9 protein-coding genes are annotated in these 14,737 nt (G+C 74.5%); all 9 read right to left on the reverse strand.

From position 1 onward, the window contains the following. Positions 1–33 precede the first annotated feature (33 nt). Complete coding sequence (thrC, locus tag caldi_RS09480; RefSeq protein ID WP_264841533.1) at positions 34–1,077, reverse strand: threonine synthase; 1,044 nt, start codon at positions 1,075–1,077, stop codon at positions 34–36. An 18-nt stretch (positions 1,078–1,095) separates the two neighbouring features. Continuing rightward, positions 1,096–3,087, reverse strand: a complete 1,992-nt coding sequence (thrS, locus tag caldi_RS09485) for a threonine--tRNA ligase (RefSeq protein WP_264841534.1) — start codon at positions 3,085–3,087, stop codon at positions 1,096–1,098. Between the two features lie 818 nt (positions 3,088–3,905). Further along, positions 3,906–5,918 carry a sodium-translocating pyrophosphatase gene (locus tag caldi_RS09490; protein ID WP_264841535.1) on the reverse strand — a complete coding sequence of 671 codons (2,013 nt, stop codon included), beginning with the start codon at positions 5,916–5,918 and terminating at the stop codon, positions 3,906–3,908. Between the two features lie 176 nt (positions 5,919–6,094). Then, positions 6,095–6,994, reverse strand: coding sequence for a putative sporulation protein YtxC (gene ytxC, locus caldi_RS09495; protein WP_264841536.1), 900 nt, complete (start codon positions 6,992–6,994; stop codon positions 6,095–6,097). A 150-nt stretch (positions 6,995–7,144) separates the two neighbouring features. Continuing rightward, entirely contained in the window at positions 7,145–7,840 is a 696-nt protein-coding gene (locus caldi_RS09500) for an N-acetylmuramoyl-L-alanine amidase family protein (RefSeq protein WP_264844775.1), read from the reverse strand. Between the two features lie 115 nt (positions 7,841–7,955). Next, entirely contained in the window at positions 7,956–10,907 is a 2,952-nt protein-coding gene (locus caldi_RS09505; RefSeq protein ID WP_264841537.1) for a VWA domain-containing protein, read from the reverse strand. Beyond that, the gene (locus caldi_RS09510; RefSeq protein ID WP_264841538.1) at positions 10,897–12,768 is read right to left on the reverse strand and encodes a vWA domain-containing protein; all 1,872 of its coding nucleotides are present in this window, start codon (positions 12,766–12,768) and stop codon (positions 10,897–10,899) included. Before caldi_RS09510 ends, caldi_RS09505 begins: the two co-directional genes overlap by 11 nt. 31 nt (positions 12,769–12,799) lie before the next feature. Next, complete coding sequence (locus caldi_RS09515; protein WP_264841539.1) at positions 12,800–13,681, reverse strand: DUF58 domain-containing protein; 882 nt, start codon at positions 13,679–13,681, stop codon at positions 12,800–12,802. Then, the gene (locus caldi_RS09520; protein WP_264841540.1) at positions 13,678–14,715 is read right to left on the reverse strand and encodes an AAA family ATPase; all 1,038 of its coding nucleotides are present in this window, start codon (positions 14,713–14,715) and stop codon (positions 13,678–13,680) included. Before caldi_RS09520 ends, caldi_RS09515 begins: the two co-directional genes overlap by 4 nt. Positions 14,716–14,737 lie beyond the last annotated feature (22 nt).

Genomic DNA, 14,737 nt, shown 5'->3' on the forward strand with positions numbered 1-14,737 from the left:
GGGGGGCCTCCCGACAGGCAGGTGAGCGGAGGTTCAGACGCCAAGGGCCTCCACCAGTGCTTCGTAGGCGGCCGGGATGCGCAGCGGGTCGCGGGAGACCTTGAGCGCCGTCCCGGGGTCCTTGAGCCCGTGGCCGGTGAGCACGGCGACGACCCGCTCGCCACGGAAGCGGGCCAGGGCGCCCTCCCGGGCCAGCCGGCGGAGCCCGGCGATCGACGCGCAGGAGGCAGGCTCGGCGAAGACGCCCTCGGCGGAGGCGATCAGGCGGTAGGCCTCGAGGATCTCGTCGTCGGTGACGGCCCAGAAGCCGCCGCCGGACTCCTGCGCCGCGGCCACCGCGCCGCTCCACGAGGCCGGGTTGCCGATGCGGATCGCCGTGGCGACGGTCTCCGGATGCTCCACCGGCCGGCCGTGGACCAGCGGCGCGGCGCCGGCCGCCTGGAAGCCCAGCATCACCGGGCGCCCCCGGCCGTACTCCTTGAAGCCCATCCAGTACGCGGTGATGTTGCCGGCGTTGCCGACGGGGATGGCGAGGGCCGCCGGGGCCGCGCCCAGGGCGTCGACCACCTCGAAGGCCGCCGTCTTCTGCCCCTGCAGGCGCATGGGGTTCACGGAGTTCACCAGGGCGATGCCGGGTCGCTCGGCCGAGAGACGCCGCACGAGGGCGAGCCCCTCGTCGAAGTTGCCGGCGATCTGCAGCACCTGCGCCCCGTAGGCGACGGCCTGGGCGAGCTTGCCGAGGGCGATGGCGCCGTCGGGCACCACGACGTAGGCCGGTACCCCGGCCCGGGCGGCGTAGGCGGCGGCGCTGGCGCTCGTGTTGCCCGTGCTGGCGCACACGACCGCCCGGGCGCCCTCCTCTAGGGCCTTCGACACCGCCACCGTCATCCCCCGGTCCTTGAAGGAGCCGGTGGGGTTGAGGCCCTCGAACTTGAGGTACAGGTCGACGCCCAGCTCCCGGCCGAGGCGCGGGGCGGGGATGAGCGGTGTCCCGCCCTCGAGGAGGGTGACCACGGGCGTGCGGTCGGTGACGGGAAGGTACGGACGGTAGGCGGCGATGACGCCGGGCCAGGGCATGGGTGGTCCTCCTCTTTCTCAGCCTTGGGCCAGCTGGGTGGCCTTGCGGGCGGCGTCGTCGAGGACCTTCCCGGCGACCTCCCGGCGCGCCAGGTCGGCGAACTCGCCCACCAGCATGGCCCCCAGGTCCTGCATCCCCCGCCGGCGGACGGAGACCGTGCCGCCGTCGACCTCGCGGTCGCCGACCACGAGGATGAAGGGGACCTTCTTCACCTCGGCCTCCCGGATCTTGTAGCCCACCTTCTCGTTGCGCAGGTCGGCGTCCGCCCGCAGGCCCCGGGCGCGCAGCTCCTCGGCCACCCGGAAGGCGTACTCGTGGTGCCGCTCGGCCACCGGCAGCACCCGGACCTGCTCGGGGGCCAGCCAGGCCGGGAAGGTGCCGGCGAAGTGCTCCGTGAGGATGCCGATGAACCGCTCGATCGACCCCATGACGGCCCGGTGGATCATCACGGGCCGCTTCTCCCGGCCGTCCCGGTCCACGTAGGTGAGGTCGAACTTCTCGGGCAGCTGGAAGTCGAGCTGGATGGTGGCGCACTGCCACTTGCGGCCGAGGGCGTCGGTGACGTCGAAGTCGAGCTTGGGGCCGTAGAAGGCGCCGTCGCCGGGGTTGAGCTTGTAGGGCCGGCCGGACTTCTCCAGCGCAGCCGCCAGCGCCGCCTCGGCGCGGTTCCAGGTCTCGATCTCGCCCATGAAGTCCTCAGGCCGGGTGGAGAGCTTCACCTCGTACTCGAGCCCGAGGGTGCCGTAGATCTCCTCGATGATCCCCAGCACCTCGCGGATCTGCTCCTCGATCTGGTCCTCCCGCACGAACAGGTGGGCGTCGTCCTGGTGGAAGCCGCGCACCCGCACGAGGCCGTGGAGCGCCCCGCTCACCTCGTACCGGCTGAGGGGGCCGTACTCGGCGATCTTGATGGGCAGGTCCCGGTACGAGCGCACCTCGGCCTTGTAGAGGAGGCAGTGGCCGGGGCAGTTCATCGGCTTGGTGGCGAACCACTCGTCCTCCGACCGGATCAGGAACATGTTCTGCCGGTAGTGCTGCCAGTGTCCCGAGGTCTCGTACAGCCGGGAGTGGAAGATCCAGGGGGTGCGGACCTCCTGGTACCCCCGCCGCTCCTGCACCTCCCGGGACCAGTTCTCCAGGGTCCGGTACAGGAGGTACCCCTTGGGCAGCCAGAAGGCGAAGCCGGGGGCCTCGTCCTTGAAGGCGTAGAGGTCGAGCTCGGCGCCGAGCCGGCGGTGGTCACGGCGCTTCGCCTCCTCCAGCCGGCGCAGGTAGAGGTCGAGGTCGGCCGGCTTCTCGAAGGAGGTGCCGTACAGGCGCTGGAGCTGCTTGTTGCGCTGGTCGCCCTCCCAGTAGGCCCCGGCCACGGAGAGGAGCTTGAAGGCCTTGAGCCGACCGGTCGACGGCACGTGCGGGCCCACGCACAGGTCAGCGAACTCGCCCTGGCGGTAGATGCTCACCGGCTCGCCCTCGGGGATGCGGTCGACCAGGAGGACCTTGTAGTCCTCGCCCCGCTCGGCGAAGAAGCGCTTCGCCCACTCGCGGTCGACCTCCTCGCGGACGATGGGGAGATCTTCCTGCACGATCCTCGCCATCTCCGCCTCGATCCGCGGGAAGTCGTCCGAGGAGATGGGCTGCGGCATGTCGATGTCGTAGTAGAACCCGTCCTCGAGCGGCGGCCCCACCGTGAGCTTGGCGTCCGGCCACAACCGCTTCACCGCCTGCGCCATGAGGTGCGCGCTGGAGTGGCGGAAGACCCGGCGGCCCTCCTCGTCGGCGAAGGTGAGGATGCGCAGGGAGCAGTCCTCCTGAAGCGGCGTGCTCAGGTCCCGCACCTCGCCGTCGATCTCGGCCGCCAGCGCCGCCCTCGCCAGGCGCGGCCCGAGGCTGCGGGCCACCTCCGCCGCCGTCGTCCCCCGGGGGAACAGGCGCTCCGAGCCGTCCGGAAGGCGCACGCGGATCTCGCCCGCTCCCACCTCGGGGCCTTGCTGCTTCTCCGGCTGTGCCATGGACTGGGCCTCCTCGTCCCGGCGGTATGGAAACGGCCCCCGTCCCGGTCAGGGACGGGGGCCGGATCGCTCCCGCGGTTCCACCCTGCTGCCCGGCGCCGCGGCGGCACCGGACGCTCGTACGCGCTGTAACGGGCGCAGGCCCGGCCGGTCTTACTCGGGGCGTTCCCCTTTCGCCGGCGGCTCCGGGGTGGTTTGCCGCAGTCCGTGCCGGGTGCGCTCGCAGCCGTGGCGCTCCCTCTCTGGGGCCGGTCCCGGCGGCCTTGTCCCCGTCTTCGCCATGCTGTCGCCGTCGACGCCCCCATTCTACGGCGCGTGCGCACGGCTGTCAACGCGGGGGAGGGGCAGCGTGTTCCTGGCGAGATGCGCGATGGCTGAGTGGGCCGGCGCGAATCGGTTTCCCAAGCCCTGCAACCCCGTGCCGCCCCGCGGAACGAACCGCAAAACGTGACAGTCGAACCTGGGGTCAGCCTGTCACCTTTTGCGTTTGCCCCCGCCTGCGGTGGCCGGTCGAGGGTCGCTGCAGACATGAGAACCCAGCAATTCAGACATAATGTGGACGTTATGTCGACAAGGCGGCTGCTTGTGGGCCCAGCAGGCGCACAAGTTGAGAGGCAAGCCGGCGGTTTGCCTCTCAAGATTTGCGTCTTCCCCTGCCCGCGGGCAGGGTGACGGAGAGCACGGGGCTCGGCTGACGGCACACGCAGTGGGCTGGGGCGAGGTGTGCGGACCGCGCGGGCCGGGGCCCACCCCGCGGGTGGACCCCGGCCCCACGAGCGTCCGCGGCAGGACCCGCCCGGTCGGCGGACCCGTCCGCCTCACATCCGCGTGAAGAGCGTCGAGAACACCAGGGCGACGATGCTCATGAGCTTGAGCAGGATGTTCAGGGAGGGACCGGACGTGTCCTTGAAGGGATCGCCCACGGTGTCCCCCACGACGGCCGCCTTGTGCGGGTCCGAGCGCTTGCCGCCGTAATGCCCGGCCTCGATGTACTTCTTCGCGTTGTCCCAGGCGCCTCCGGCGTTCGCCATCTTGATGGCCAGGAGCACGCCGCTCACCAGCGAGCCGGCCAGGAGGCCGCCCAGGGCGGTCTTGCTCCACAGCCCCACGGCGACCGGCACGACGACGGCCATGAGACCGGGGACGACCATCTCGCGCAGCGCCGCGGCGGTCGAGATGTCCACGCAGCGGGCGTAGTCGGGCTTCGCCTTGCCCTCCATGATCCCGGGGATCTCCCGGAACTGGCGGCGGACCTCCTCGATCATGCGGAAGGCGGCCCGGCCGACGGCCTGCATGGTCATCGAGCTGAACAGGTAGGGGAGCATGCCGCCGAGGAACAGGCCGACCACCAGCCGCGGGTCGGTGAGGCTGACCTCGTGGAGCTTGACGGCGGTGGCGTACGCGCTGAACAGCGCCAGGGCGGTCAGGGCCGCCGACCCGATGGCGAAGCCCTTGCCGATCGCCGCCGTCGTGTTGCCGACCGAGTCCAGGGTGTCGGTGATCTCCCGGACCGTGGGCAGGAGGCCGGACATCTCGGCGATGCCACCGGCGTTGTCGGCGATGGGGCCGTAGGCGTCGACGGAGACCGTGGTGGCGGTGGTGGAGAGCATCCCGACGCCCGCCAGGCCGATGGCGAAGATGCCGGCGGCGCCGCCGCCCGCCACGGTGTAGGCGAGCAGGATCGCCGCGGCGATCACGACGATGGGCCAGGCCGTCGAGCGCATGCCCACCGCCAGGCCGGCGATGATGTTCGTCGCCGGGCCGGTCTGCGACGCTTCGGCGATGCCCTTGACCGGCGCGTACTCCGCCGACGTGTAGTACTCGCTCAAGAGGCCGATGGCGATGCCGGCCGCCAGGCCGGCGAGGGTGGCCCAGAACCAGCGCAGGTCGCCGTACCCGAGGTAAGAGATGAGGAACACGGCGATGAGGGTGAGGATGCCACTGGCGAACGTGCCCGCGCGCAGCGCCCGGGCGGGGTCGTTGCCGCCCGCCGCCCGCACGAAGAAGGCCCCGATGATGGAGGCGACGATGCCGCCGGCAGCGATGATGAGCGGCAGCGTGGCAGGCAGCGGCGTCTGGCTCGTCGCCGCCTCGGCCGCGATGGCGATGGCGGCCACGACCGAGCCCACGTACGACTCGTACAGGTCGGCACCCATCCCGGCGACGTCGCCGACGTTGTCGCCCACGTTGTCCGCGATCACGGCGGGGTTGCGCGGGTCGTCCTCCGGGATGCCCGCCTCCACCTTGCCCACCAGGTCGGCGCCCACGTCCGCCGCCTTGGTGTAGATGCCGCCGCCGACCCGGGCGAAGAGGGCGACCGAGCTGGCGCCGAGGCTGAACCCGCTGACGACGCTGATGTCGCCCTGGAAGAGGTAGTAGACCACGCCCAGGCCCAGCATGCCCAGGCCGACCACCGAGAACCCCATGACCGAGCCGCCGGAGAAGGCGACGTCCAGGGCCGGAGCCAGGCCGCGGCGGGCCGCCTGGGTCGTGCGCACGTTGGCGAGCGTGGCCACCCGCATCCCGATGAAGCCAGCCAGCACCGACGTCACCGCGCCCGCCACGTAGGCGATGGCGGTCTCGGGCTTCATGACCTCTGACGGAGTGAGGAAACCGATGACCGCGATGATGACAGCGAGGGCCACGACGAAGATGGCCAGCGTCCGGTACTCCCGGGACAGGAACGCCATCGCGCCCTGCCGTATGGCTTGCGAGATCTCCTGCATGCGGGGCTCCCCGGGGTCCTGCTGCGCCACCCTGCTGGCCAGGAAGAACGCCATCAGGAGGGCCAGCGCGCCCGCTGCAGGAGCCAGCCAGGCCAGCTGCTCCATGAGTCCAGGTGACCTCCCCTGCCGACGGTTTGAACCCGCACTCCATTATGCACCATCCATGGTGCGGGAGGAAACCGGTTCCGCACTCGGGAAAGGCATTCCACACCGAGGAATCCCGGCGGGCTCGCCTTACCGCCGCCGGCGCGCGAGAGCGGCCGGCGCCGGGCCGGCCGCTCTCAGCACGTGGGGCAGCGGTCTTTTGGGACCTCCAGGTCGCACAGGGCACAGCCCGTGCAGTCCCGCACCCGGTCGCCGAAGACCCCGCGGAGGGTTGCCACGCCCCCTTCCCACACCGGCGGGACGGGCCCGTGGATCACCACCCGGCGCGGGGCGAGGGTGATCAGTGCGGAGATCAGGAGGTCCTCGTAGCTGACCTCGCTCTCCACCATCTCGACGACGAACTGTTCCAGGACCTCGCTGCGCAGCGTGTGGCCCTGGGGATCGACGAGCGAAAAGGAGCCGCCGGGCCGGATCCGGACGTGGACCTCGTCGACCCGCGGCTCCTGCACGTCCAGGAAGTACCGCAGCAGCCGGACGAACTCCCGTTCCTCCCGTTCCGTGAGGAAGTCGTCGACTGCCCGGTCCACCGCCTCCTCGAGCTCCTCGAGGTAGTCCCGCAGGCGGAAGTGCAGGAACCCCTCCACCACCAGCTCGGAGTTCTGGTCGAGGTACTCCCGCAGCTGGTTCAGGATGCGGGCCTTGCGCTCGCTGCGGCTGTGCCGGTCGCCGGCCGTCGCCCCCTCCCCGCCGAGGTTGCGATCGGCGTGATCCAGGATCCGGTCCTGCTCCTCCCGGGAGAAGTAGCAGTACTGGCCGTGGATCATCCGGCGGACGAGGTCCTTCTCCCACTTGTCCACGATCACGTCGGAGAGGGCGCTGGCCACCGTGTGCCGCAGGAGAGCCTCCGTGTCCGGCCCTTGGGGGTCCACGCTGCAGTCGAGGAAGGTGAACCGCCCCCGGTTGTGGAGACCGATCCGGACGTCGAAGCCCTCCCGCCGGAGGGAACGAAGCCCTTCGTCCAGGCGCTCGATGATTTCCTCGGCCCGGTGCTCCGTCCCGATGGAGATCGTTTGCACGGCCGATTCACCCCTCGCAAGGAGCGGTGATCCTGCCGGGCTAGTATATGTCGGGCCGGCGGCCCGGATGCGGCGCGCCGCGAGGCCGCTCCGCTCCAGGCGAAGCGGCCGTGCGCGCACCCGGCGTCCAGACTGCGGCGCCTGCCGGCTTCAGCGCGTCCCGATCAGGCTTTGGTAGAACTCGTAAATGGAGAATGCGAGCGCCATCGCCACCCGTTCCATGTGTTGTTCGTCGCGGAACCGGGCACGGTCGGCCCCGTTGGAGAGGAAGCCGAGCTCCACCAGCGCGGCGGGCGGCCGGCAGTTCCGGAGGACGTACAGGTCCGTCCGCGCGATCGGGGGTTCCCGCCGGCGGGCGAGGGGCGCCAGCGCCCGGTCGAGGCGCTCGGCCAGTTCGCGGCTGGCCGGCGCGTCCTTCTGGTAGAAGACGAGGAAGCCGCGCTCGGTCGGGTCCCGGCTGGAGTTGGCGTGGAGGCTCACCAGGAGCGCCGCCCCGCACTCGTGCGTGCGGCGCACCCGCTCGGCCAGGTCCCGCCGGTGCCGTCCCCGGGTCAGCGGGCCGCCGAGGTCCTCGTCACCCTCGCGGGTGAGGCGCACCGGCACGCCCATGGCTTCCAGGTGGCGGCGCAGGCGGAGGGCGACGTCGAGGGTGACGGCCTTCTCCAGGAGCCCGTCCGCCGACGCCCCGCCGTCCACGCCACCGTGGCCCGGGTCGATCATGACGGGCGGCGGCGCCTGGGCCTGCACCCGCCACCACGCCAGCACCGCGCCCAGCGCCATGAGCGCCGCCGCCCCGGCGGCCCCCCGCAGCAGGCGCCGGGGGAGCACCCACACCCGGGTTCGCACCGCCAATCCCCACCATGCTCCCCATCTGCACGTGGAGACTGTATGCCGTGCCAGCCGCTAGCATGCGCGGGACCGCTGCCCGGTACGCGAGGCGTGCGCGCGACCCGCCGTCCCTCTACGGCTTGCGCTGCCTGCCCGGCGTCCCTGCGGTCTGACGCTCCCGCTTGCGCGCCAGCAGCCGGGCGGCGGTGTCGCCCGGCGGGGCACCGCCGGCGCCCCGGGGGCCGGCCGGCTGCGCTCCGGCACCGGCGTGCGGCGCTCCGGTCTCCGGGCGCCCCCCTCCAGGCCCGCCCGGGGCTGCCGCGGACGGCTCCGAGCGGCCCGGAGGCGTCCCCGCCTCCAGAGGGGCCAGCCGGCGGAGGCGCCGGGCCTCGGCCCGGCTGCGGGCGGCCTGCAGGTGCCCGAGCGTGGGGGTGGCGGCACCGGCGGGGACGGATTCCGCCGGCTGCCACAGGCGCCGCCGGAGCCACGCCAGGGCGGCGGCGCGGTCCTCGGCGGTGAGGACCAGCCGCCGGCCGGCGACGTCCACGAACCAGAGCAGGGCGCCGGCCGCCAGCAGGGCCGGACCCAGCGGCCACGGCGCCCGCACGGGCGCGGGGCGTTCGGCGTGGAGCGCGGCGGGGTCCGTCAGCACGCGGCCGCCACCGGCGCGGGCGATCCGCTCCAGCCGGGCCCGGTCGACCCCCGTCTCCCGGAATTCGGCGGGGTAGGGCATCACCCAGCCGGCCTCGGCCCGCAGCGTGAGGCCGCCGGGGGCCTCCTGGACCGCGCGGGCCACGTAGGCGCCGGGCTCCAGCCCGGCCAGGGCCGCGCGGTAGGTGCCCGGCCCGGCGGGCCGCATCTCGACCTCCTGGCGCTGGCCCCCGGGTCCGATCACCGTCAGGTGGGTCGGCCGCACCTCGGTCCACCCCGCCTGTGCCTCGGCCACCACCTCCACGGTGCCGTCAGGCTGCGGCCGGGCGTGCAGGGTGAGTCCTCCCCCGGTGCCGCCGGGCAGGAGCCACGACAGCGCGTTGCCCCAGAGCGTCACGAAGGCCTGCGCCGACGCCCAGGACCCTGCCCAGCGGCCGCCGGCATCCGGCGTCCACGCCAGCGCCCGGCCGCTCCCGTACTGCCAGGCCGCCAGGACCGGGTCGCCCTCGGGGGAGACCAGGACCACCTCAGCCCGCTCCTTGGGCGTCGTCGCCACGTAGCCCTGAAGCGGCGGCACCTCCCGCAGCCCCTCCAGGAGCGGGCTCGGCGAGGCGGCCGCGGGGTAGAAGGTGCCGTCGACGATGAAGCTGCGGGTGGCAAGCGCCGTCTCCTTGGCGAAGATCTCGGGGATCGACGACGGGTCGGCGGTGAAGTAGTACCGCCCGCCGCCGGCGCGGGACAGCGCCTCAAGGAGCATCTGGTCGGCGTCGCTGCCCACGGCCACCCCGGAAAGGGTGATCCGGGCCTGGCGCATCGCCTCGATGAGCTGCGGGTAGTCGCCGGTGCTGCCGGAGCGGCCGTCGGTGAGCAGGATGATGTGCCGGAGGTCGGCGTCCACCGCCGCCAGGGCCTGGTAGGCCGCCATCAGGGCGGGGTAGATCTCGGTGCCCCCGTCGGCGTAGATGCTGCCGATCGCCTCGGCCAGCCCGGCCCCCTCCCCGACCGGCCGGGGCCCCACGACCCACTGGGGGACCGTGTCGAAGGCGAGGACGCCGACCGTGTCCCGGGGCCGGAGGAGCCGAACGCTCCGCAGCGCCGCCTCCTTGGCCAGGCCCATCTTGTCCGCCTCGCCGGCCCCGCCGCTCATGCTGCCGCTCTTGTCGATGACCACCACCAGCGCCAGGCGGGGCAGGCGGCCCCGGCCGCGCAGGTCCATGTAGACCGGCAGCGCTCGCTCCACGGGGGTACCGGCGTACCCGCCCAGGCCGTAGCTGTCCGGGCCGCCCACCATGGCCAGACCCCGGCCGAGGTCCCGGACGTAGGCCTCCAGGGCCTCCATCGCGCCCGGCGGCAGGGCGGTGGCGGGCACGTTGGCCAGGACGGCCGCCTCGTACGCCGCCCACCCCGCCAGGTCCTGCGGCACCGCGCCGGGGGAGAGGCGTTCCACGTCGCCCGCGCCGGCCGCCCGGAGGGCCGCGGTGAGGGCGCGGACCTCGGTGTCCCCGGGGGCCACCACCGCGACCCGCGGCGGCCCCCCCACCCGCTGCACGGCACCCAGGGCGTCGTTGGCGGACACGGGGTCGGCGGCGGGGTCGTCGGGCTCCCAGGCCACCCGGTAGCGATGCAGCCCCGCCGGTCCCACCGGCACTGCCACGGTGAGGGCCTGCAGACCGGGCGCCAGCCGGGCCTGGCGCTCGGCCACGAGCGCGCCGTCCCGGTACACGCGCAGCGTGCCGGCGGCGGCCGAGGCCGCCCGCACCCGCGCCACCAGGGTCGACTCCTCGCCCGCGTAGGCGACCTCCGGCAACTCCACGGCCTCCAGCCGCGTGTCCGCCGCCGGGGGCTCGCCCACGGGCACGACGTCGACACGCATCCCTGCGGCGGCGAGCGCCCGGGCGGCGGCCTCCGGGTCGGCCCCGGTCGCCCGGCCGTCGCTCACCAGCACCACGCGGCCGGCGAACCCGGCCGGCACGAGCGCGCCGGCCAGCTCGAGCCCGGCGGCGAGGTCGCTGCCGCCCGGGTCGACCCGGGCGCCCAGGCGGGAGAAGACGGGATCGGCCGCCGGGGCTTCCTCCACCGCCGCCGCTGCCCCCACGGCGACCACCGCGGCCCGGTCCCCCGGCGGCAGGGCGTCCAGCGCGCGGCGGGCCCACGCCTCCACCCGGTCCCGCACCGGCGCGGTACTGGCCGAGGCGTCCAGCACCAGCACGACTGTCTGCCGGCTGAGCCGGCGCACCAGCGCCGGCTCGGCCAGGGCGAGGCCGACGAGGAGGACGACCAGCCCCCGCACGGCGAGGTGGCGCAGCTGCCGCCGCCACGCTGCCCGGCCCGCCCGGCGGGCGGCCCGCAGCCAGGCCCGCCGGGCGGCCCAGACCCAGGCCAGCGCCGGCAAGAGGAGCAGCAGGCGGGCGGGGAACTGGAATTCAACGCTCACGGCCGTCCACCCACCATTCCACCAGCGCCACCCCGAGCGCGACCGCCGCCAGGGCCGGCCACAGCGGCCGCCGCGCCGCAGGCGCCGGCGCCGCCACGCCGCCGGGGCCGGGCAGGGTCACCGCCTGCCCGGTCAGGCGGGACTCCCGCGGGTCGTAACCGTTCACCGCCACCGGGTACTCGCGCTGGCCGCCGCCGGCGGCCGGTTCGCGCTGCACGGCCAGCCGCCAGAGGCCGGGGCGGTCCGGCACGAGCGGCCGGGGCGGCCAGGGCGGGGCCAGCTCTGTCCGCGTGCCGTCCGGGCTCACGGCCGATACTGCCCGCGCCAGGGGCAGCGGCGGCAGCGGCAGCGCCTCACCCGGCCGGAGGACCCCCCCGATGGCGTCGGGCCGCGGGGCCAGCCAGTCGACGAGGTTCGCCATGAGGACGGGGAAGGCGGGGCGAAGCCCCAGGTCCGAATCCTGGAGCCGGAAGGTCAGCACGGCCCGCCGGCCCGACCCCGCCTCCTGGATCGCCAGCAGGGGCCCTCCGTCCGAATCGACCACCGGCTCCCAGGCGTGGCCGGACCCCCGGGCCGACGGCTCGAGGGGGAGCGAGACCGCCCTCGCCACGTGCACCTGCCGCCAGTCCACGTGGGCCAGGAGCGGGTGGCCGGCCCGCGGATTCACTTGCCCGGGCCGGAACTCCCCCTGCACCGGCAGGAGAGGGCTCCCCGGCGGAGGACCCACCACCAGCACGCCGCCGGGCGGCCAGGCGGGGGGAAGCCAGCGGTCGAAGATCGTGAGGTCGTACGCCCCGCCGGCGACCCCCGCGTAGTCCTCCGGCGACACCCGGAAGGCGTCCACGCCGCCGTGCGCGGCCAGGGCCTGCTCGAGAAAGCGGCTGCCGGGCGAGACGAGGAGGACCCGGGCCCGGCCGGCGCCGGTGGCCACCCACCATGCCGCGTCGTCGTACGCCAGGGCGTTCCCCTCGGACGGGAAGCCATCGAGGCGGGCGGCCAGCACGCGGGCCGGGGGGATCGGTTCCCAGGTGACGTGCGTCTCCGCCCCCGGGTCGAGTTCCACCTGCCGGCTGGCGAGCGGCCGGCCGTCGCCTTCCAGAACGACCCTGCCTGCGACCCGCTCATCGCCGAGGTTCGCCAGCCCCACCTGCACGGCGCGGCCCCGGGCGGCCAGCCCGGTCACCGCCACGTTGCCTGCCGGGCCACCCACCCGCACGTGCCGGAACGCCACCCCCGGTCGCGGAAGCGCGGCCGCCGGGGGGAGGTCAAGGGCACCGTCGCTGACCAGCATCCACTCGGCCGCCCCCGCCTCGCCGGTGAGGCCGGCAGCCAGGGCCAGGGCGGCGCGCAGGTCCGCCGGCCCGTAGCCGGCCTCGGGGGCGCCGGCGAGGACCGCCTCCACCTGGGCCGCACGGGTCGCCTCGCTCACCAGCACCCGGGGCCGGGCGCCCACGAAGATGACGCTCATCCGGTCACCCGGGGCCATCGCCCGGGCGACTTCCCGCACCCGCTCCAGGGCCAGGCCGTACCGGCTGCCCGGCGGGTCGGGGACCGCCGCCCGCATGCTGCCGGATCCGTCCAGGAGCACGATCCGGTGCACGCTGCGGCCGGCCGCACCCGACCAGACGGGGCGCGCGGCCGCCAGCGCCAACGCCAGGGCGGCGAGGAGCTGCAGGAACAGGAGGAGCCGCGGGCGCAGGCGCTGCCAGGGCGCGTTCGCCTCCTCCTCCCGGCTCGCGGGGCGCCAGAGAAGGAGGCTCGGCACGCGCCGGCGGGGCCGGCGGCGCCGCAGGAAGTACAGCGCGAGGATCGCCGGCACCGTCAGCCCCAGAAAGAGCGCCCCGGGCGCCTGCCACTCCATCCGCCGCCTCGCCTCCCTTCGCGGTCCCCCTTCACCGATCCAGGAGACCCGTGGCCGGAAGCACCCGCAGCACCGCCTCCTCCACGGCCGTGGCCGTGTTCAGCGCCGCGTGGGTCAGCCCCTGCCGGCCGCAGCGGGCCCGGACGGCACCCAGGAAGGCGTCCAGCCGGCACCGGTAGCCGGCCAGGCCGGCCGGCGTGAGCTGGACCTCCCGCACCTCGCCCGTCTCGGCATCGACCAGTTCGACCTCCCCGCCGAGGGGCGGCTCCCACTCGTCCGGAGCCAGGACCTGCAGCACCGCCCCGGCTTGCCCGGGCCCGCCCAGGAGGGCCGTCCCACGCTCCCAGTCCGGCTCCAGCAGGTCGGAGAGGAGGATGAGCGTGCGGCGGGAACGGAGGAGGGCCCCCACCTCGCCGAGGCGCGCGGCGCCCCCCTCCCGCACCCCGCCCAGGAAGCGGAAGGCCGCCGGCAGCCCTGACCGCGCCGTGACGACCGGCCCCGGCTCCAGCCGGCCGTCCCGGACGCACAACACCTCGACCCGCAGGTGCCGGAGCACGGCGACCTGCGCCAGCGCCGCCGCCAGCCGCCGGGCGTAGAGCCCCTTGTGGCTGGGACCCTCGCCGTGGTCCATGGACGCGCTGACGTCGACGGCCAGGGTCACCGTGCGGTCCCGATCCTCCTCGAACCGGCGGGTGTAGAGGCGCCCGTGGCGCGCGTAGGCCCGCCAGTCGACGAGGCGGGGCTCGTCGCCCTCCGCGTAGGGACGGTGGTCGGCAAAGGCCAGGCCGCGCCCGACCGCCCGGGACCGCTGGGCCCCCGCCCAGCGCCCTGTCGCCGGGCGGCGGAACCGGAGGGCGAGCCGCTCGAGCCGCGCCTCGAAGTCCGGCGAAAAACCGGGGAATCCGGCGGTCACGGCCTCTCCGGACGCACCTCGTCCAGGATCTGCCGGACGAGGTCGTCCGGGCTCACCCCCTCGGCCTCTGCCTCGTAGCCGAGCACGAGCCGGTGGCGCAGGGCGGGAAGCGCCGTGGCCCGGACATCGGCGAAGGAGGCACCCCACCGCCCGTCGCGCAGCGCTGCCACCTTGGCGCCCAGGACGAGGGCCTGGAGGCCACGGGGGCTCGATCCGTAACGCACGAAGCGGCGAACGCCCTCGACCGGCGAGCGGTCGGGATGCGTGGCCGACACGAGTCGGACGGCGTACTCCAGCACCGGCGGCGCCACCACCACCTGGCGCACGAGGGCGGCCGCCTCCTCGAGCTCGCCCGGCGTGAGGACCGGCCCGACCTGCAGGTCCGCCGCGCCGGTGGTGCGCCGGGCGATCTCCGCCAGTTCCTGCTCGGACGGGAACGGGACGAGGATCTTGAAAAGGAAGCGGTCGAGCTGGGCCTCGGGCAGGGGATAGGTACCCTCCTGCTCGATCGGGTTCTGGGTGGCGAGGACGAAGAACGGGCTCGGCAGCGGGTGCGTGCTGCCCCCCGCGGTGACGGCCCGCTCCTGCATCGCCTCGAGGAGCGCGCTCTGGGTGCGGGGGGTGGCGCGGTTGATCTCGTCGGCCAGGAGGAGGTTCGTGAACACGGGGCCCGGCTCGAAGCGCAGGCGCCCGGTCTCCCGGTCGAAGATCTGCGAGCCGGTGATGTCCGCCGGCATGAGGTCCGGGGTGAACTGGACGCGACCGAACCCCAGGCCGGTCACCTGGGCCAGCGTCTTGACCAGGAGGGTCTTGCCCAGCCCGGGCACCCCCTCCAGGAGCACGTGCCCGCCGGCGAGCAGGGCGTCCAGCGTCTGGCGGATGACCTCCTCCTGCCCCACGATCACCGCCCGGATGGCCTGCGTGAGCCGCTCCAGCCGGTCCCGCACCCGGGCGGCCGTCGCCTCCAGCGCCGCAGGGCTCCCCGGCTCGCCGGTACCCGGATGCGCGGCCGGCATCGTCTCGTCCCGCTTCATGCGCCACGCCCCCTTCCCGCCG

The organism is Caldinitratiruptor microaerophilus (assembly GCF_025999835.1).
GTDB classification, from domain to species: domain Bacteria; phylum Bacillota; class Sulfobacillia; order Symbiobacteriales; family ZC4RG38; genus Caldinitratiruptor; species Caldinitratiruptor microaerophilus.

Bases quoted from the DNA above. Each gene is read 5' to 3' on its own strand.
- thrC (WP_264841533.1), bottom strand. From the start codon at position 1,077: ATGCCCTGGCCCGGCGTCATCGCCGCCTACCGTCCGTACCTTCCCGTC.
- thrS (WP_264841534.1), bottom strand. From the start codon at position 3,087: ATGGCACAGCCGGAGAAGCAGCAAGGCCCCGAGGTGGGAGCGGGCGAG.
- caldi_RS09490 (WP_264841535.1), bottom strand. From the start codon at position 5,918: ATGGAGCAGCTGGCCTGGCTGGCTCCTGCAGCGGGCGCGCTGGCCCTC.
- caldi_RS09510 (WP_264841538.1), bottom strand. From the start codon at position 12,768: ATGGAGTGGCAGGCGCCCGGGGCGCTCTTTCTGGGGCTGACGGTGCCG.
- caldi_RS09520 (WP_264841540.1), bottom strand. From the start codon at position 14,715: ATGAAGCGGGACGAGACGATGCCGGCCGCGCATCCGGGTACCGGCGAG.